This window comes from Paenibacillus sp. 01T431 (genome assembly GCF_056398625.1).
The window spans coordinates 64,729-83,448 of record NZ_JBFTPT010000008.1 but is presented as its reverse complement, the minus strand read 5'-3'; the positions used below and the strand labels follow the sequence as shown (position 1 = coordinate 83,448).

General features: G+C 47.5%; 15 protein-coding genes. 10 read left to right on the top strand and 5 right to left on the bottom strand.

What is annotated here, in order from left to right; all coding sequences use genetic code 11:
* Nucleotides 1–8: 8 nt before the first annotated feature.
* Together AC1DM9_RS16160 and AC1DM9_RS16155 are read right to left on the bottom strand one after the other, a co-directional pair.
* A complete protein-coding gene (locus AC1DM9_RS16160) occupies nucleotides 9–695 on the bottom strand; it encodes a class I SAM-dependent methyltransferase (protein ID WP_477581019.1) in 687 nt (228 codons plus the stop codon).
* A 108-nt stretch (nucleotides 696–803) separates the two neighbouring features.
* Nucleotides 804–1,793, bottom strand: coding sequence for an N-acetylglucosamine kinase (locus tag AC1DM9_RS16155; protein ID WP_441878397.1), 990 nt, complete (start codon nucleotides 1,791–1,793; stop codon nucleotides 804–806).
* Between the two features lie 229 nt (nucleotides 1,794–2,022).
* Between AC1DM9_RS16155 and AC1DM9_RS16150 the strand changes: the two genes are divergently transcribed.
* From AC1DM9_RS16150 to AC1DM9_RS16130, 5 genes are all read left to right on the top strand, one after another.
* Nucleotides 2,023–3,768, top strand: a complete 1,746-nt coding sequence (locus AC1DM9_RS16150; protein ID WP_339205594.1) for an ABC transporter ATP-binding protein — start codon at nucleotides 2,023–2,025, stop codon at nucleotides 3,766–3,768.
* A gap of 24 nt (nucleotides 3,769–3,792) precedes the next feature.
* Nucleotides 3,793–4,467: a response regulator transcription factor gene (locus tag AC1DM9_RS16145; RefSeq protein WP_477581017.1), complete on the top strand. Its 675-nt coding sequence runs from the start codon at nucleotides 3,793–3,795 to the stop codon at nucleotides 4,465–4,467.
* A complete protein-coding gene (locus AC1DM9_RS16140) occupies nucleotides 4,464–5,525 on the top strand; it encodes a sensor histidine kinase (protein WP_477509521.1) in 1,062 nt (353 codons plus the stop codon). Before AC1DM9_RS16145 ends, AC1DM9_RS16140 begins: the two co-directional genes overlap by 4 nt.
* A gap of 139 nt (nucleotides 5,526–5,664) precedes the next feature.
* Nucleotides 5,665–5,916 carry a GlsB/YeaQ/YmgE family stress response membrane protein gene (locus AC1DM9_RS16135; protein WP_076266420.1) on the top strand — a complete coding sequence of 84 codons (252 nt, stop codon included), beginning with the start codon at nucleotides 5,665–5,667 and terminating at the stop codon, nucleotides 5,914–5,916.
* 276 nt (nucleotides 5,917–6,192) lie between these two features.
* On the top strand, nucleotides 6,193–7,122 hold the full coding sequence (locus AC1DM9_RS16130) for an MBL fold metallo-hydrolase (protein ID WP_477581231.1): 930 nt from the start codon (nucleotides 6,193–6,195) through the stop codon (nucleotides 7,120–7,122).
* A 91-nt stretch (nucleotides 7,123–7,213) separates the two neighbouring features.
* On the opposite strand, the gene AC1DM9_RS16125 is transcribed toward AC1DM9_RS16130, so the two are convergent.
* From AC1DM9_RS16125 to AC1DM9_RS16115, 3 genes are all read right to left on the bottom strand, one after another.
* Nucleotides 7,214–8,062 (bottom strand): carbohydrate ABC transporter permease, encoded by an 849-nt coding sequence (locus tag AC1DM9_RS16125; RefSeq protein ID WP_076266419.1) that lies wholly within the window; start codon nucleotides 8,060–8,062, stop codon nucleotides 7,214–7,216.
* A gap of 20 nt (nucleotides 8,063–8,082) precedes the next feature.
* The gene (locus AC1DM9_RS16120) at nucleotides 8,083–8,970 is read right to left on the bottom strand and encodes a carbohydrate ABC transporter permease (RefSeq protein WP_076266418.1); all 888 of its coding nucleotides are present in this window, start codon (nucleotides 8,968–8,970) and stop codon (nucleotides 8,083–8,085) included.
* Between the two features lie 97 nt (nucleotides 8,971–9,067).
* Nucleotides 9,068–10,315, bottom strand: a complete 1,248-nt coding sequence (locus AC1DM9_RS16115) for a sugar ABC transporter substrate-binding protein (RefSeq protein WP_441878403.1) — start codon at nucleotides 10,313–10,315, stop codon at nucleotides 9,068–9,070.
* A 543-nt stretch (nucleotides 10,316–10,858) separates the two neighbouring features.
* Here AC1DM9_RS16115 and bglX point away from each other — a divergent pair.
* The 5 genes from bglX (at nucleotide 10,859) to AC1DM9_RS16090 (ending at nucleotide 18,716) form a co-directional block, all read left to right on the top strand.
* Nucleotides 10,859–13,015, top strand: a complete 2,157-nt coding sequence (bglX, locus tag AC1DM9_RS16110) for a beta-glucosidase BglX (RefSeq protein ID WP_477581015.1) — start codon at nucleotides 10,859–10,861, stop codon at nucleotides 13,013–13,015.
* Nucleotides 13,016–13,033: 18 nt separating this feature from the next.
* Nucleotides 13,034–16,423: a GH36-type glycosyl hydrolase domain-containing protein gene (locus AC1DM9_RS16105; RefSeq protein ID WP_477581013.1), complete on the top strand. Its 3,390-nt coding sequence runs from the start codon at nucleotides 13,034–13,036 to the stop codon at nucleotides 16,421–16,423.
* Nucleotides 16,424–16,501: 78 nt separating this feature from the next.
* Nucleotides 16,502–17,485, top strand: a complete 984-nt coding sequence (locus AC1DM9_RS16100; protein WP_441912982.1) for a LacI family DNA-binding transcriptional regulator — start codon at nucleotides 16,502–16,504, stop codon at nucleotides 17,483–17,485.
* A 187-nt stretch (nucleotides 17,486–17,672) separates the two neighbouring features.
* Nucleotides 17,673–18,119 carry a MarR family winged helix-turn-helix transcriptional regulator gene (locus AC1DM9_RS16095; protein WP_477509517.1) on the top strand — a complete coding sequence of 149 codons (447 nt, stop codon included), beginning with the start codon at nucleotides 17,673–17,675 and terminating at the stop codon, nucleotides 18,117–18,119.
* Between the two features lie 195 nt (nucleotides 18,120–18,314).
* Complete coding sequence (locus AC1DM9_RS16090) at nucleotides 18,315–18,716, top strand: DoxX family protein (protein WP_372238955.1); 402 nt, start codon at nucleotides 18,315–18,317, stop codon at nucleotides 18,714–18,716.
* The last annotated feature ends 4 nt before the right edge of the window (nucleotides 18,717–18,720 follow it).

Sequence of the window (18,720 nt, the reverse complement as noted above, 5' to 3'; positions counted from 1 at the left end):
ATGCATGATTACAAATGAAGCCACCAAATACCAGCGCATTCGGGCAGGTGGACGAGCTTGTCCCGCGCTACCCTATCTGCTAATTCATCACTAAAGAAGAAACGTGTTAATTGCTCCGCTTGTTCCACGCTGTCAAAGGTGTAATCCGTTCGTACCCATTTGTGCGAGAATCCATAATCCTGCTCAAGTGCAGCGTAGTATTTTTTCAAAAAGTCAGGCGGGTTTGGTGTTTCGAAGCCAGTGCCCATCGTCTCAAAAATAATAATGGTTCCGTTACCGCGGAGCACACGTTTCATTTCGCTCATAACCTGCCGTAGGTTCTGCTCCCAGCTTGGTAGATTATCGCTGCCTAAGTAACAAATACTCCAGCCGGAAACGATTAGATCCGCGCTATGGCTCGCAAGAGGCAGCTCGCGATGATCAGCAGCCTGCGTTCTCCAATTCGTATAGCCAGCAGTACGTAATCGTTCTGCCGCTACGTGCAGCATAGGTTCGTACGCATCAAGCGCAACAATCGTTTTGGCCTGATCGGCTAGTACGGCAGTCAGTCTGCCGGAGCCGGCACCAAGATCTACAATATCCAATCCTCTAATTGGTCTTATCTCTTCGATCCAGTGCTGCACGCTCGGCTGCTTCGCGATTAATTCATGATAACGCGCCGCTTCCTCCTTATAAATAACATCATGGTCTGGCATCGCAATTCCTCCTCAGTAGGGTTCAAAATGATTCATCCCTAGCTTAAAGGTATACGTAACGGAAAGGTCAATAGCCATGTTTTAAACGGTTGACGTCGGATCAAACTTCTATTCGGCAGTCTCAAATGTATATTCACTTAGGTTATGGATAACGTCATCATCTATGGCAATATCCAGCTGTTTCAACGCGAGTAAAACAGAGCCGACTACCGGCGGGAATTTAGGCTGAACAACGGTGTAGCGCTTGTTGTTTCCTTGCCGAAGCTTCTCGCCCAGCTCGCGAATAAAATAAGGGCTGTTTGCAACGCTGCCTGTGAAAGTAACAGCAACCTCTTCACTATAGAAGGAGGCAGCAATCATCTCGATGCCTACCTTGATTTGATCGATGGCACGGCTGCACACGCGGATAGCGAGAGAGCTTCCACGCTCGGCAGCTTCAGTAACCGCAGGAGCGAACTTCCCAAACTGCTTGTCTCGCGCACGGCGATCATCCGCAAATCCTTTTTTGGCTACATCAGCAAGCTGCAGGACCGTTGAAACATTCCAATGAACAAGCATGGCTTCGCGAAGCTCACGGTCCGTATCATCACAATTGCCTGCCAGCATCTCATATACAGCATCATAGGCAACAAATCTCGCTGCGCTAGCTGCATAGTGGTGAAAATCATAGTTGCGAATCAGTTGTCCATCGTCCGTCATGCCTACGATAATCGAGCCTGTTCCAGCGATAACGACGATGCCTTGTTCGCCCATTAATGCGCCTCTATGAGCCGAGACCGCATCATTCACATGCCACATCGGGCAGGTAAGTCCCGGAAGCTTTGTTAATGTCTTAATCCATTCGAGGTCAGATGGCGAATCGAAGCCTGCAATACCGGCAACCAGCGCCAGCGCATGCTCAGGAGTACGGCCAGCTTGCTGCAGTGCTTGGGTTATAGCTCCTTGCACATTTTCAGCTGCCATCTCGTCTTTGTAAATAGAGGCGGAGCCTCGTTCCAAATATGAAAGCACATGTCCTCTATGGCTGCACACCATGACGCGGGTATGAGTTCCGCCGCCGTCTATTCCAATTACAACCTGCTCTTCTTGCAAATGCATAGGCAGCTCTCCTATTCGTAGTGGCTTGTGCGGCGTCGAACGAACGCTTGGTCAAACTATCGCATTATTTTACCTCAATTTACCATATAGAGGAAGTGGTGGATTACAAAAAGTGAGAATGGCTTGCTTAAATGCGCAGCAACAGCCTCGTTGTTTATATTGCGTTTAAACAGGCAAGGTAAAGTAGGAACTGTAGTGGAGAGAATAGAGAGATACAGGAGTGATACTGATGAAAAATAAAAATAGCAACGTCAAGCGATTCATAGGGCTGATTATGGAGACGAATCCCCCGAAGATGATGCTGTCTATTGCGGTTATTTTGAGCGTCATTACGACGCTAGTTAGCTTGACCATACCTATATTCACGAAAAATATGGTTAATGGCTTCTCGCTGGGGTCATTGAGCACAGGACAGATTGTCTGGATGGCGGCTGCTTTTATCGCGCAGGTTGTGTCTGGAGGCGTGTCTGTTTACCTGCTGCATTACAGCGGCAATAAGATCGTCTCGTCTATCCGGGAGCGGTTATGGAGCAAGCTGCTGCGCTTGCCAGTCCCGTATTATGACAACAAATCCTCCGGTGATACGATTAGTCGGCTGACTAATGATACGGCGCTGCTGAAGGGTCTTATTACGGAGCATGTAACTGGTTTTTTCACAGGCATTTTGTCCATTATCGGTGCATTGTCGATTCTTTTCTATATGAACTGGCAGATGACGCTTATCATGTTAACCGTCTTCCCTTTGGCCGCACTCATTATGGTGCCAATTGGGCGGAAAATGTACAGCATATCCAAATCCACGCAGGCGGAGAATGCAAGGTTTACATCCGTCGTAAATCGTGTGGTGTCGGAGATTCGCCTGGTCAAAGCATCCGGCTCGGAGCCTGCTGAATACGAGCAAGGACGCGTCGGCATTCAGAATTTGTTTGGTTTTGGTTTAAAGGAAGCTCGCATGCAGGCGCTCATTTCACCAATCGTCACTTTTATCATCTTATTGCTGCTGGTATGCTTAATCGGCTTTGGCGGTGTTCAAGTATCATCAGGTAAGATGACTGCGGGTGAGTTAGTCGCCTTTATTATGTACCTGTTCCAAATCATGCTGCCGATTACGCAGATCTCACAATTTTTTACGCAATTTCAGAAGGCAATGGGCGCGACGGACAGCATTATTGGTATATTAGAATCCGATGAAGAAGATCAAGATAATGGCAAGGAAGTAACTCAGATGGACCAAACCTTGCAGGTGGAAAATGTATCTTTTGCCTATAAGCCCGATGAGCCAATCCTACGTGATGTGAGCCTGACGATTGAAGCGGGCAAAGTAACGGCACTGGTTGGCCCGAGCGGGAGCGGTAAAACGACGCTGTTCTCGCTGCTGGAGAGGTTCTACGACCCGACATCCGGGGCGATTAGGCTTGGCGGAACAGACATCAGAGACGCGTCTCTGCGTTCATGGCGCAGCCAGATTGGCTACGTTTCGCAGGAGAGCCCAATTATCGCAGGCACGATCAAAGACAATTTATGCTACGGTCTGACGCATGAGGTGACGCAGCAGGAAATCGAGCAGGCTGCACGAATGGCTTATGCAGACGGCTTTATTGAAGCATTGCCTGAGAGCTATGAAACCGAAGTTGGCGAGCGCGGCATTAAGCTATCGGGTGGGCAGCGGCAGCGGATTGCCATTGCAAGGGCGCTGCTGCGTGATCCGCAAATCCTTATGCTCGACGAAGCGACGTCTAATCTCGACAGCAAGTCAGAAGAAGTGGTGCAGGACGCGCTGAAAAATCTAATGATCGGACGGACCACTGTCGTTATCGCCCATCGCTTGTCGACGGTTGTTGATGCGGATTCGATCGTTTTCCTAGAGAAAGGCGTCATTACCGGGGTAGGAACGCATGATCAATTGTATGCTAGCCATACCATGTATCGAGAATTCGCTAATGGACAGCTTCGAGTCAATAAAACGGCTTCTTAAGTAAGCAGAGAAGAGGGTGGAGAAATGGGCTATGTGCTGATTGTAGACGATGATCCGCATATTCGTGAGCTGGTTCGGGTTATTTTGGAGAAAGAGGCTTTAAGCGTGCAGGAGGCTCYGGATGGGCAATCGGCGCTTGCTCAAATGGAAGCCTCTCCGGCAGATATGGTCATATTGGATATTATGATGCCGAATATGGACGGCTGGGAGCTGTGCCGTGAGCTGCGGGAGCAGTACGATATTCCGCTGCTCATGCTGACGGCCAAGGGAGAAATGGGCGATAAGGTGCGAGGGTTCCACCTCGGAACGGACGATTATTTAGTAAAGCCGTTTGATCCCGCGGAGCTGACTGTCAGAGTTAAAGCGCTATTGAAGCGTTACCGAATCGCGGTGTCGCAGCAGGTTTCCGTAGCGGAGATCATGCTCGATCGGCAGACTTATGAAGTGAAGATTCATTCGGATTATACGACGCTTCCTCCGAAGGAATTTGAGCTGCTGTTCAAGCTCGTTAGCCATCTAGGCCGTACATTGACACGCAACCAACTGATCGAAGCGATTTGGGGCTATGATTTTGACGGCAACGAACGAACGCTGGATGTACACATCAATCGGCTGCGTGAGCGTTTTGTCGCTTGGGAGGTATCGATTAAGATCAGTACGATCCGTGGACTCGGTTATCGGCTGGAGGTACTCCAATGAATCGTAAAATGTCAAAATGGGAAGTTTCACTGCGTGTTGTAGGAGCTACATCGATGGTATTCCTACTGAGCGGAAGTGCCTTCTCGCTGGCGTATTGGTTGACGAAGTGGTTTTACACGAGACATGAGGTCCGCTTTCCTGAATATATAGTGCAGCTGGTGAACTGGGGACTGGGCATTTTATTTATCATTGTGCTTTTCGCTATCGTTAATTTGGTGATACGACCGAAGCAGAGGGAAGTTTGGGTTGAAATGATCGATGCGCTAAAACGAATGGCAAAGGGAGATTTCAACGTGGCCTTGGATCGTGACAAGAAATTTCATGGCCAATTCGGGGATGTTATTCAGTCCATCAACGATATGGCGCATGACCTGAAGCAGGTAGAGCTGCTTCGTCAGGAGTTTATTTCTAACGTATCGCATGAAATTCAATCACCTCTGACCTCGATACGCGGATTTGCGAGCACGCTGCAGCGCGAGGACCTTAGCCCTGAGGAGCAGCGTCATTACTTGTCGATTATTGAGCAGGAAACGACGCGGTTGTCCAAAATAAGCGACAATCTGCTTAAGCTGACAACGCTCGAATCCGAGCAGCAGCAGCTGGACACGAAGCGATACAGGCTCGATGCGCAGCTTGAGAACATCGTGCTCGCTAGTGAGCCTCAGTGGCTGGACAAAGCACTTGAGCTTGAACTGGAGCTGGAGGAAGTAGAAATTGCGGCGAGCGAAGAGATGCTTAGTCAGGTTTGGGTAAACCTCTTTCATAATGCGATTAAATTTACACCTGCCAAAGGGAGCATTAAGATTGTACTGGAGCGCCTAGGTGATGAGGTCAAAGTAAAGATTACAGACACGGGTATTGGCATTTCTTCGGAGGATCAGCTCCGCATCTTTGAACGTTTCTATAAGGGTGACAAGCAGCGGACGAGAACGGCTGATGGCAGCGGATTAGGCTTGTCGATCGTCCATAAAATCGTTGAGCTCCACCACGGGAATATTCGTGTAGACAGCAGGTTGAATGAGGGTTCTTCTTTTGAGGTGACGCTGCCGATTACTTAGCAGCCAGCTATTCATATAAAGTGCCTTGAAACGACAACGAGTTCTGTTCTTCCATATATTACACTCGACTGTTTTGTTTCAAAATAGCCATATGAGGTTAATCATAGCTATATCGAATGACAGAGAGGGGCAAAAAAATATGGGTTTATTATGGACATTAATCGTTGGCGGAGTAATTGGTTGGTTAGGTGGTTTGCTTGTTGGGCGCGACGTACCGGGAGGAATTATCGGTAACATCGTAGCTGGCTTCATCGGAGCTTGGTTAGGTACGCTAATTCTTGGCTCGTGGGGACCGACGATGGGCGGATTTGCTCTCATCCCGGCTATCATTGGAGCTGTTGTAGTTGTGCTGCTGCTAAGTGCAATCTTGCGGGGAACACGACGCGCGTAGTCTAATCTTTACCTAAACTTGATAAAACCGTTGTTGAAGTAGTAACGTATACTTCAATAGCGGTTTTTCTGCGTGTAGATATTGATACGGCAAGGGGAGAGGTTAAAAGGCATGCTCATATTCGTTAGTATCATTGCGGTAGTCATAGTTGTTGTGTATTTGGTCCTCCAGTATTACCCTGCTTTTGGGGCAGCACAATCAAAGGAGCGGCGGCAGCAGTTAAGCCGTTCGAACCAATATGGCCGTAAAAAATTTATAAATGCGATTCCTACAGCCATGGATACGACAACAAGCGAGAAGCTGAAGCTGCTCGTTCAATTTATGAAAGGCAATAAGATGGCTAGGCCAAGCAAAGCGCTAGTCGTTGAGTCGATGAGTGAAGGATATGGTGCCGGGCAGCATCAGCCTAAGCTGACATGGTTTGGCCATTCTGCAGCTTTGCTTGCAATCGACGGGAAAACACTGCTGCTTGATCCGATGTTCGGCAAAGCGCCGTCCCCGTTTCCGTTTATAGGCGGTAAAAGATTCAGTGATAAGCTGCCGTTTGAGATGGAGCAGCTTCCGATGATTGATGCGGTACTCATTTCACATGATCATTACGATCATTTGGACTATGGCTCGATCGTAAAGCTTAAGGATAAGGTGAGACGCTTTATTGTTCCGCTTGGCGTTGCGCCTCATTTGGTAAGATGGGGGATAGATCCCTCCCTTATAGAGGAGCATGATTGGTGGGATGAGTTTTCATATGAGGGGATTCAACTTGCTTGTACGCCCGCAAGACATTTCTCAGGTAGAAGTCTGACGGATCGCGATGCAACGCTTTGGTGCTCTTGGGTAATACATGGCCGGGAGGCACGCATCTTCTTCAGCGGAGATAGCGGCTATGGTCCTCACTTTAAAGAAATTGGCGACAAATACGGACCCTTTGATCTCACATTAATGGAATGTGGACAGTATGATGAGCGCTGGGCAGCTATCCATATGATGCCGGAAGAAACGGTACAGGCTCACTTGGACGTACGCGGAAAGATTATGATTCCGATACACTGGGGTGCATTCACACTTGCGATGCATGATTGGACCGACCCTGTGGAGCGAGCGGTAAAGGCAGCTAAGGAGATGAAAACACGTATCTCGACTCCGAAAATCGGAGAGACTGTACTGCTTCAAGCGGCTGAGTACCCATCCTCAGCGTGGTGGCGGTAGCTTATATATTTATAGCTGAAAAGCTTATAAAACATAGCAGGGGCTGTCTTCAAAGGTCTATACATACCTTTAGAGACAGCCCCTGCTGTTATTATTTGATGCCTGAGATCGCGTAGTTCTCGATAATATGCTTCTGGAAGAAGATAAAGATGATGATGATAGGCACAACCATAAACGTTGATCCAGCCATTTGGAGCGCATAGTTGCCGCCGTATTGCCCTTTGAGTAATGACAGGCCAACGGAGAGTGTGTAAAGCTTCTCATCGTTCGCAATAATAAGCGGCCAAAGAAAGCTGTTCCATCCGCCAATAAAGGCTAATATGCCTTGTACCGCAAGTATCGGCTTCGAAATAGGAAGCACGATTTGCATGAACGTCCGGAATTCACTTGCACCGTCAAGACGGGTTGCTTCCAGCAGCTCATCTGGAATGGTAGCCATGAACTGACGGAACAGGAATATACCAAAGGCGCCGACAAGTCCGGGCAGAACGATTCCGATCATCGTATTCGTCAGATGCATTTCATTTAGGATCAGATAGACCGGAATCATCGTCACCTGACCAGGAATCATCATCGTAGCAAGTACGATATAGAACAAGTTATTACTGCCTTTGAATTTGTACTTCGCGAAGCCGAAACCAGCCATCGCATTCAGGAATAAGCCAATAAAGGAGAAGAAAACGATAATTAGCGTATTTTTCAAATAAACGCCAAAGTTCATATTCTCAAACAAGTTCTTGAAATTTTCCGTCGTGAAGCGTTCAGGCAGTAAGGTAGGCGGGATATTCTGTATCTCGCTCTCTGGTTTAAAGGAAGAAAGGATCATCCATACGAAAGGAAGGATGACCAATACCCCGCCGACCGCGAGGCATATGCCTAGTATCCACTTGAGCGCTTTTTCGCCTTTTGAGGCGCTTGACGCTTTTGCTTGCGAACTCATCCATTACACCTCCGTTTGGATTATAGATCCGTTTCTTTATTTTGAAATCTGAATTGTACGAGCGTAATAATAATGATTGCGATGAACAGGACAAATGATCCTGCTGCCGCGTATCCGAAGTTGCTAAGCTGGAAGCCGTTCCGATAAATAAACAGGGCCACAGATGTTGTGCTGTCGAGTGGACCACCGTCGGTCATAATGAATGGCTCTTCGAAAAATTGCAGCCAACCGATCATGGTAGTGATCGATACGAAGAAGATCGCGAAGCGCAGCATTGGAATCGTGATGTAAGTCAATTGTTTCCATGTGCTGGCACCGTCGAGCTGAGCCGCCTCGTAATAAGACTTCGGAATACCTTGAAGCGCGGCGATGAAGATGATCATATTGAGACCGATCCCTCTCCATACCGCCATCAGAATAAGTGATATTTTAGCCATGACTGGATCTTGAAGCCATGGAACCGTAGGCAGATTAATCGAATCAAGAATATAGTTGAGCAGACCGAAAGCCGGATTGTAAAGGAAACCCCATACAACAGCAACGGCAACAACGTTTGTAACTGATGGCATATAATAGACGACGCGGAAAGCTTTAAATGCACGGTTTGCGCCGAAATTAATCATGATCGCAATAGCAAGTGAACATAAGATAACAAGTGGAACACCGATGATCACGTAGAACAACGTATTAAGTATGGCTTTTACGAAAATTGGATCAGCCAGCACGTCTACATAGTTTTTGAATCCGACGAATGAAATATTGGACCAGTCAGCAAGGCCTGCCAAGTCCATGTCCGTAAAGCTTATTATTAAGGCTACAAGGATCGGCAATAACGAAAATAAGGTAAGCAAAATAAGCGTTGGAGCGATAAAGAAATACGGTGCCTTACTCTGAGAGATGCCTTTCATAAACGACCCTTCCTTTGCTATGAGCGCCTGGCTTTATCCATTTCTAATGGAACCGGCAGCGGCTCTGTTCCAGAACCGCTGCCGGCGATGGCGATCATTATTTATTCAAAATTTGTTCAGCTTTGGCGTTGAAGCTGTCAAGTTCCTTCTTAATTTCAGACTTGCCGCGGTAAATTCTCTCGAATGTCGATAGCACGTTTTGAGCAATTTCTTCCCATGGCTTGATAAGCGGCATAGGCTCCGAGCTGTTCAACTGCTCACCGATAACTTTTACATTAGGATCTTTAGTCAAAGCTTCGTTCTCCCATGCTTTTTTCGTGGAAGGAAGCGAGTTTGTAAGCTCCAGCCATTTCAGCTGTGTCTCAGGCTTGCTCATGTAAGCTAGGAATTTCAAGGCTTCTTCTTTGTGCGTTGTATGTTGGAAAATAGACAAGTTAGAGCCGCCTAGAGAAGAAAGATTGTTCTCTTTCTTAGGAAGTACAGCTGTTGCCCATTTGCCTGCAAGCTCAGGTGCTTGGTCATTGATTAGTTTAATCATCCAAGGTCCGCTGATGAACATTGGCGAGATACCTTCACCCTTAAATGCAGGGATAATATCCATACCTAGATCAATCGGTGCAGAACCGTCTTTGAAGAAGCTGTTCAAATATTCAACGGCTTCCACGAATTCTGGTTGGTTGAATTGTGGTTTGTTGTTCTCGATAAGCTTCGAGCCGTTTTGACGAGCGAACATGAATAGTAGCGATTGTTCTTTAACATCAAGGCTGATGCCGTATTTGTTTTTGCCGCGAGCTTTAAGCTTTGTTGCAGCATCTTTAAGCTCATCCCATGTTTGTGGAGCTTTATCGTAGCCTACTTCTTTCAGTAGATCTGTACGGTAGTAAAGCACGCGAGTGTCGATGTACCAAGGTACGCCTACAGTTGCATCTTCGTATTTAGTTGTTGATACCGATCCTGGGTAGAAGTTTGCTTCAGCAAGTTCTGGATATTCAGTTACGTAAGGAGTGATATCCATAAGCGCTTTAGCGGATGCGAACTCAGGAATCCAAGTTGTTCCCATTTGAAGCACGTCTGGACCTTTTTTGGAAGCGACAGCCGTCAATAGCTTGTCATGTGCCGTATCCCAAGGAAGTGCTTGTACATTGACCTTAATGTTAGGGTTCTCAACCATGAATTGCTCTGCAATCTTCGGCAAGGATTTGGCTTCTTCACCCATCCCCCATACGTTGATGGTTACTTTATCGTTTGCTGCTCCTTCATTGCTGTTGTTGCTTCCGCAAGCAGTGAGGGCGCCGATAAGTAGCATAGAGCTAGCTAGTGCAGTTGCTACTGATTTCTTAAACATTAATTATTCCTCCTGTGTGAATGATTGTTATCAGTACTATGCTGTGAATCCGTGCAAGTTATGCACGCAGGCGGCTGTTGTTTGCCGTATATATAAGCCTAAGCTGGGTGTTGATGAGCAGGTAAATGTTACATTCCCTGCCGCAGCAAAAACGTTCGCCACAAGTAAATAGAAATACTATTTGATGTGGTGAAACGTTTCTATAAACAAAATATATTACCGTTTACAACTTTAGAACCAGACCTGCTTATTGATTCGAAACGTTTCGACATCATTATAGATCAAAGTTTTAACGGGTTCAAGCGTTTTTTTATTTCAGGAAAATAGTCTCATATTAATAATATAAACGTTTCTATTAAAGATGAAACAGCAATTGACGACTCTTTTTGAATTGTTTATAATCCAAATTAGGAATCAATAGAAACGTTTCGATTGTTAAAAATATTGGCCATAAGACATAAGCGTGGTAAAGACAGAAGGACCTGTAAACATTAACGATAAGAACGATAAATTTGATTGGCTATTACGAGGAGGAACACGGATATGGAAAAGCAACCTGCGGCTCTTCTAAAGCTCATGACGCTTGAGGAGAAGATCGGGCAGCTGCTGCAGCTGGCGACGCCATTCTTTGAAGGCGCGGATGGACAAATTACCGGACCGATGGCTGAAATGGGCGTAACGGAAGAAACGGTTCGCAATACAGGCTCCGTGCTTGGCTTAACAGGAGCGAGGGAAGTCATTAACATACAGAAGCAGCATTTGGCGAACAACCGCTTAGGCATTCCGCTTCTAGTGATGGCGGATATCGTCCATGGCTACAAAACGATCTTTCCTGTACCGCTGGCAATCGGCTGCTCATGGGATATGGAGCTGGCGGAACAAAGTGCCGAGATCGCTGCTAAGGAAGCTGCTGCGGCAGGTGTACACGTTACGTTCGCTCCGATGGTCGATCTCGTAAGGGACCCAAGATGGGGCCGAGTCATGGAATCGACAGGCGAGGATCCATATTTGAACAGTGAATTCGCCAGAGCCTTCGTAAGAGGCTTCCAAGGAAAAGACCTTGCAAATGATATTAACCGCGTGGCAGCATGCGTGAAACACTTTGCCGCATATGGAGCTGCAGAAGGTGGACGCGACTATAACACGGTTGATCTGTCTGAGCGTCAGCTTCGCGAATTTTATTTGCCTGCATATAAAGCGGCGCTGGATGAAGGCTGCGAAATGGTCATGACGGCATTCAATACAGTGGATGGCATTCCAGCTTCAGGAAACAAGTGGCTGATGCGTGATCTTCTTCGCGGCGAATGGGCGTTTGACGGTGTGCTAATCTCCGATTGGGGCGCAGTAAAAGAGCTGATCCCGCACGGTGTTGCAGCGGATGAATCGGAAGCGGCAATGAAGGCGATCAAAGCCGGCGTCGATATTGAAATGATGACGACCTGTTACACGGATCATTTGCAGCGGCTTGTTGAGGAGAATGAAATCGATGTTGCATTGATCGACGAAGCTGTACTTCGCATTCTGGAGCTGAAGCAGAAGCTGGGCTTGTTCGATCAACCGTATCGTGGTGCGAATGAAGAGCGTGAGCAGGAAATTGTAGGCTCAGCAGCACATCGCAAGGCTGCGCGTGAGCTGGCTCTTAAATCCTGTGTCCTCGTAAAAAATGAGGGAGTTCTTCCGCTTGGACGCGAGCAGAAAATTGCTTTGATTGGTCCTTTCGCGGCTAGCGGCGATATTCTTGGACCTTGGTCTTGGCTTGGCTCCAAGGAAGAGGCGGTTCAACTGGCAGCAGGCATCGCAAGCAAAGTAGATGCATCATTGTTGTCTGTGACAGAAGGCTGCGGTATTGAAGACGCAACGGATGAGCAGTGGCAAGCGGCATATGCTGCAGCTAAAGAAGCAGATATCGTGGTGCTTGCTTTAGGTGAGCATTCGGATATGAGCGGAGAAGCGGCTAGCCGGTCGAATATTAGATTGCCGCAGGTACAGCTTGAGCTAATCGCTCAGCTGAAACAGCTAGGCAAGCCGATGGTGACTGTCCTATTTAACGGACGACCGCTTGATCTGCACGGTGTAATTGATCAATCGGATGCCGTATTAGAGGCGTGGTTCCCAGGTACGGAAGGCGGCGCTGCCATTGCGGAATTATTGTTTGGCGAGTCGGAACCGACTGGAAGACTGTCGATGTCTTTCCCTCATTCCGTAGGCCAAGTACCGGTTTATTATAACCGGTTCAATACGGGAAGGCCGCAGGGCGCACCTGATGCGCAGGTGAAATACGTATCTCAATACTTGGATGTTCCGAATGAGCCGCTGCTGCCGTTTGGTTATGGGCTTGGTTATACAACCTTTACCTACAGCGGAGCGAAGATGGCGATGGATACGATGAGTGCTTCTAAGCCATTGCATGTAAACATCACAGTAACGAACACTGGGGCTCGCGCTGGTGAGGAAACCGTACAGCTGTATGTACGCGACATGGCGGGGGATGTTGTCCGTCCGTTACAAGAGCTAAAGGCATTCCGCAAGGTGATGCTGCAGCCAGGAGAGAGCAAAGAGGTCTCGTTTACGCTGGAGGAAAAACAGCTGCGTTATTATCATGCTGATCTAACCTTCACAAGCGACCCTGGTGACTTTGAACTGTACATTGGGCCAAACAGCCGCGATGTAGAAACGCTTAAATTCAAACTAAGCAAATAGAAAGGCAGTGAGAAGAAGATGGAAGCTATAGTGAATGCGTTGAAAGCGATGAATAAATTGCAAATAAAAGCAGGAGAGCTGACGTTTGATTTTTTAAGCAGCGGAGACCTTGCGCAAGCTGTCCATAAAGGAACGATGCTGAATCAAGTGGTGTCGAACAATGTAGATGGCTCGCTTAACAATCTTTACTTGCGCATGCATACCGAAGAAGGGATTTCTTATGAGCCTTTGCTTGGGATTCATTCGTCAAGCCGCATGTCAGCGGTGGATGGTCGTCTGCTATGGGAAGGGACTGCATTTGATGGCATCGCCTATCGCGTAGTCTTCACATTAACGAACCATGGCATCTGGTTCTGGGATGTAACCGCACAATCGCAAGGAAAAGAAGCGAAGATCGACATCATTTATGGACAAGACATTGGACTCGCGGATATTGGCGCAGTGCGGTCGAACGAAGCATACATGTCGCAGTACGTTGACCATAAAGCTTTTAAAGATGAGAAGCTGGGTTATGTTCTTTGCTTCCGCCAGAATCAGCCGATGCAAGGATCATTTCCTTACATGCAGCACGGTGCACTAACAGGAGCAGCCAGCTACTCAACGGACGGATTCCAATTCTTTGGTCTTAGCTATAAAGAAACGGACGTGCCGGAAGCACTTGGCAAGGTTGAACTAGCGAATGAGGTTTATCAATATGAATTCACTTATGCGGCGCTTCAAGCTGAGCCTGTCTTGTTGAAGGATAAAGCTCGCTTTGTATTTTACGGCATGTTCAAGGCTGATCATCCATCAGCTGTGAGTGAAATAGAGTTCAGCGCTGAAATTCAGAAGGCTTGGGAAGAAGTTGAGCGTTCGAATGAGACCGACTTCGCTGCGGCGGCAACACCTGTAGCTAAGTCTGAGGTTGCAAATGCGATTGGAACGCCAGTACGCACGGCATCAATGACGATGGAGGAAGTTAACGCTTATTTCCCTAACCGTCATCAGGAGGAATGGCAAGACGGCAAGCTGCTGTCTTTCTTTACAGAGAGCCATGAGCATGTTGTGCTTAAGGAGAAGGAGCTGATAGTTGAGCGTCCGCACGGTCATATTCTAATGTCTGGCGGCAATGACCGCATGACAGAGGATGTTATGACGACAACTTCCTATATGTACGGTATTTTCAACTCACAATTGCTAGTAGGCAATACGAGCTTCCACAAGCTGTTTACGAATGCGCGCAATGCGCTCAATAATTTAAAGACATCTGGACAACGCATTTATGTCGAGTTGGAAGGTTCATACCGCCTTCTTACTATGCCTTCGATGTTTGAGATCGGCTTTAACTATGCTCGTTGGTTCTACAAAACAGCAGATGACACAATCATCATTACAAATTATACAACGGTTGATTCGCCTGAGGTCCGCCTTCACCTTCGTTCGGAAAAAGGACAGGCTTACCGCTATTTAGTTACGAATCAAGTATCCATGAATAACAATGAATACGAGCTGCCGTTCCATATGGAGCTGGAGGACGGCGTATTTACTTTCAAGGCTGACCAAGCTTCTATCAGCGCTCCGATCTTCCCTAATCTGCAATATCGGATGTTCGTGAACGGGGCAGACATGACTGCAGGAGATGAAAGCTTGCTTGTTAGCGGTACGGCATCAGGCTCAGCATCGCTTGTGGTGATGCAGCTTGGCCAAAGTGCGGAATGGACAATTACGATGCAAGGTCTCTTGCGTGGCGAGGCATTGCCGAAGTCAGAGCGGAAGGCAGAGCTTGAAATCGAGCGCTACCGTGAGTTTTTCCGTCATGTGATGAATGGCTTCCGCTTATCCGCTGAGGGTACTGAAGCAGCTTCAGCTGAGCTGGATAAAGTGAATGCATTGGCATGGTGGTACACGCACAATATGCTCGTTCACTACTCTGTGCCTCATGGCTTGGAGCAATACGGCGGTGCAGCATGGGGAACTCGCGACGTTTGCCAAGGACCGACTGAGTATTTCATGGCAATGAACAAATACGAGCAGGTTGCTGAAATCTTGAAGACCGTTTATTCCCATCAATACGAGGATGACGGCAATTGGCCGCAATGGTTCATGTTCGACAAGTATTTCCACATTCAGCAAGAAGAAAGCCATGGCGATATTATTGTTTGGCCGCTGAAGGTGCTTGGTGACTACTTGGCAGCAACGAAGGATTATAGCATCTTGCAGGAGCGTGTTCCTTATACGGTCCGTCATAAAGGCGAATTCACGACAGAATCTGCGACGCTGCTTGACCATGCGATGAAGGAAATTGCCTATATGAAGAGCCACTTCCTGCACGACACGCATTTGTCTTCCTATGGCGACGGAGATTGGGATGATACGCTGCAGCCGGCTAATGCACAGCTTAAGCAATATATGGTCAGCAGCTGGACAGTGGCGCTTACGTATCAGGTTATCGCACAGTTTGGCCGCGTGCTGGAGGAAGTTGATGCGATGCAGGCAGCCGAACTTAAGGAGCTGGCATCAGCTATTCAAGCGGACTTTAACCAGTATATGCTGCAACAGGATGTCATTCCTGGCTTTGTATACATGGAGGAGCCGGGCGATGCGAAGCTGATGCTTCACCCGACTGACACAACTACAGGCATTCAATACCGCTTGCTTCCAATGACACGCAGTATGATTAGCGAATTGCTTACAGAGGAGCAAGCAGCTGAGCATTACCGTGTTATTAAAGAGCAGCTGTATTGCCCAGATGGCGTACGGCTGATGAACCGTCCTGCACAATATGCAGGCGGCGTAAGCACTAACTTTAAGCGGGCAGAGCAGGCATCTAATTTCGGCCGGGAAGTCGGCTTGCAATATGTTCATGCTCATATTCGTTATGTTGAAGCAATGGCGAAGCTAGGCAAGACGGATGAAGTATGGCAAGGTTTACTCATGATTAATCCGGTTGGATTGCGTGATGTTGTTCCTAATGCAGAGCTGCGTCAAAGCAACTCTTACTTCAGCAGCTCCGACGGCAAGTTCAACAACCGTTATGAGGCGCAGGAGCGTTTCGGTGAGCTTCGTGAAGGAACTGTGCCTGTTAAGGGCGGCTGGAGAATTTATTCGAGCGGACCCGGAATCTATATGAACCAATTGATTTCGAATGCCCTCGGTATCCGTCAGTCGGAAGGTAATCTGGTTATCGATCCGATTTTGCCAGCTAAGCTGGATGGCATGCAATTCGATTTCATGTGGAACGGCTTGCCGATTACTTTTGTTTATCGCCTTAGCGATGCAGGACAGGTAACGAAGGTCATCATTAACGGTAAGGAAGCGGAAGGGAAGCCTTCAGCTAACCGTTATCGTGTAGGTGGAGTACAAATTTCCGAAGAACAATTGAAAGCTAATCTTCATTCGGAATCGAACCGAATCGAAATATTTATGTAAGAAGCAGACTGGCGGTCTCCAAGAACCGCCAGTCTTTGTGATATAGTGAAGGAACAATGAAAGATAGGAGCGAATGCTGTGGTTAGTATTAAGGATATCGCTAAACAAGCGGGGGTCTCGATCTCGACGGTATCTTACGCGCTTAACGGCAGCCCCAAGGTGACGGATGAGACGACAGCAAGAATATTGGCTGTTGCCAAGGAATTAAACTACATCCCGAACGCTGCTGCAAGGTCGCTCAAGACGAGAGAAACAAAAATTATCGGTGTCTTTCTTACCGACTTCAGCGGCGCATTCTACGGCGATCTCTTGCAAGGAACAAAGGAGATTTTATCGGAAAAGGGCTATGATCTGATCGTGTGCAGCGGTAAGCAATCTCATCGGATGCTGCCCGAGCGAATGATCGATGGTGCGATTATACTGGACGAGACGTTTGGCAGTACTGAGCTGCTGAGCTACGCGGAGCGCGGGCATAAGCTGGTCGTGCTGGATCGTGAACTGCAGCACTCGAACATCAATCAAGTGCTGCTCGATAACAAAGCAGGGGCGAGGCTGGCAGCCGAATATTTGATCGAGCAAGGCCATCGGACTCTTTATGTAGTGACTGGCCCTAGCGGCTCTTATGATTCAAGGCAGAGGCTGCAAGCTGTTACGCAAGCGGTGGAACGATCCGCTGGCGTTAAGCTGACTGTAATTGAAGGAGATTTCAATAAATCGGCTGGAGAGCAGGCTGCAGCGACAATTATAGCTGAGAACAGCGGCACGGCTGCGGCAGTGTTTTGCTTCAACGATGAGATGGCTATTGGTATGTTCAATTATTTGGCGGCGCATCATCCTGATATTCGGATTGGTGAACATATTCATATCGTTGGGTTTGATAATATGGAGCTGGCTTCTTACACTCAGCCGCGCTTGTCTACGATTGATTATTCCAAGCGCAAATGGGGGGCTCTAGCTGCCGAACAGCTGATCAAGCTGATCAGCGGCGACGAAGTGGAGCATGAACGGATTTATGTTTCTCTTATTAAAGGGAATTCGGTCAGGCCGGCCAAAGAAAGCTAAATGGAAGCCATCGACGGCGGAGCGGTTTGAGGTGAAATCTCAAGCCGTTCTATTTTTTGAGAAGCATGCCTGTTATCGTTGATTCAAAAAGATTTGGCATAAGCGTTGACAACTGTTTCAAAATGCATTATCTTTAAATCAAGATAAATTAATTAAAGATAAAACGGCGCAGAGAGGAGTGATCATCATGGCAAATGAAAAACAAAATGATTCATTAGCTCTCTTCATTGCGCTGTCTAGAGCGAGCCAATGGGTGAATGCCCATGCGGATCGTGATATTCGTAAAAACGGCTTGAACCGCACGGAGTTTGGAGTGCTTGAATTGCTCTATCACCGCGGACCGCAGCCATTGCAGCAAATCGGTGAGAAAGTGCTTATGAGCAGCGGAAACATTACTTATGTCGTAGATAAGCTGGAGAAGAAGCAAATGGTACGCCGGAGAGCTTCGACTACGGATAGACGCCTCATTTATGCAGAACTAACCGATGAAGGCAAACAGTTCGTAGAGGATGTATTTCCTGCTCACGAAGACGCTATCAAGCAAGCGGTAAATGGGCTGACAGCAGAAGAGAAGCAATTGGCGAGCAAGCTGCTTAAGAAGCTAGGAAAGTTTGCTCAGGAGCACTACAAGTAGCGGGTTTAACTAGCTGTAAAGGTGTAATCACGCGCATGGGCGTTTGTTGCATATCAATGATGGCTGTTATAAGGTAGCAGCGATCATTTATGCATACCATATATCTTAAAATAGAGATTCTTTAAATAGTGGTAAAAGAAGAGCTGTGATGCAAGCAGTAGTTTAAACATTAAAAACAAAATGGAGGAGTTTACATTGAGTATTGCTTTGGGATTATTGGTTGTTCGTGTCGTTGTAGGTCTATTGTTCGTAGGGCATGGTGCACAAAAGCTGTTTGGCTGGTTTGGCGGTTATGGTCCAAAGGGAACAGGCGGCTGGATGGAGTCGATTGGCATTAAGCCAGGGGTTGCTATGGCTGTTGCCGCTGGATTGATGGAACTAATCGGCGGCCTATTATTCGTCGCTGGTCTGCTTACACCTCTTGCTGCGGTATTGATCGTGCTTACTATGCTTGGTGCTATAGTGAAGGTGCATGGTCCTAACGGAATATGGGCAACCGCAAACGGTTATGAATATAATCTTGTTCTCGTAGCCATTGCTATAGGCATCGCATTAACAGGCGCTGGTGAATACTCCATTGATGCGCTTATTGGCTAATCAG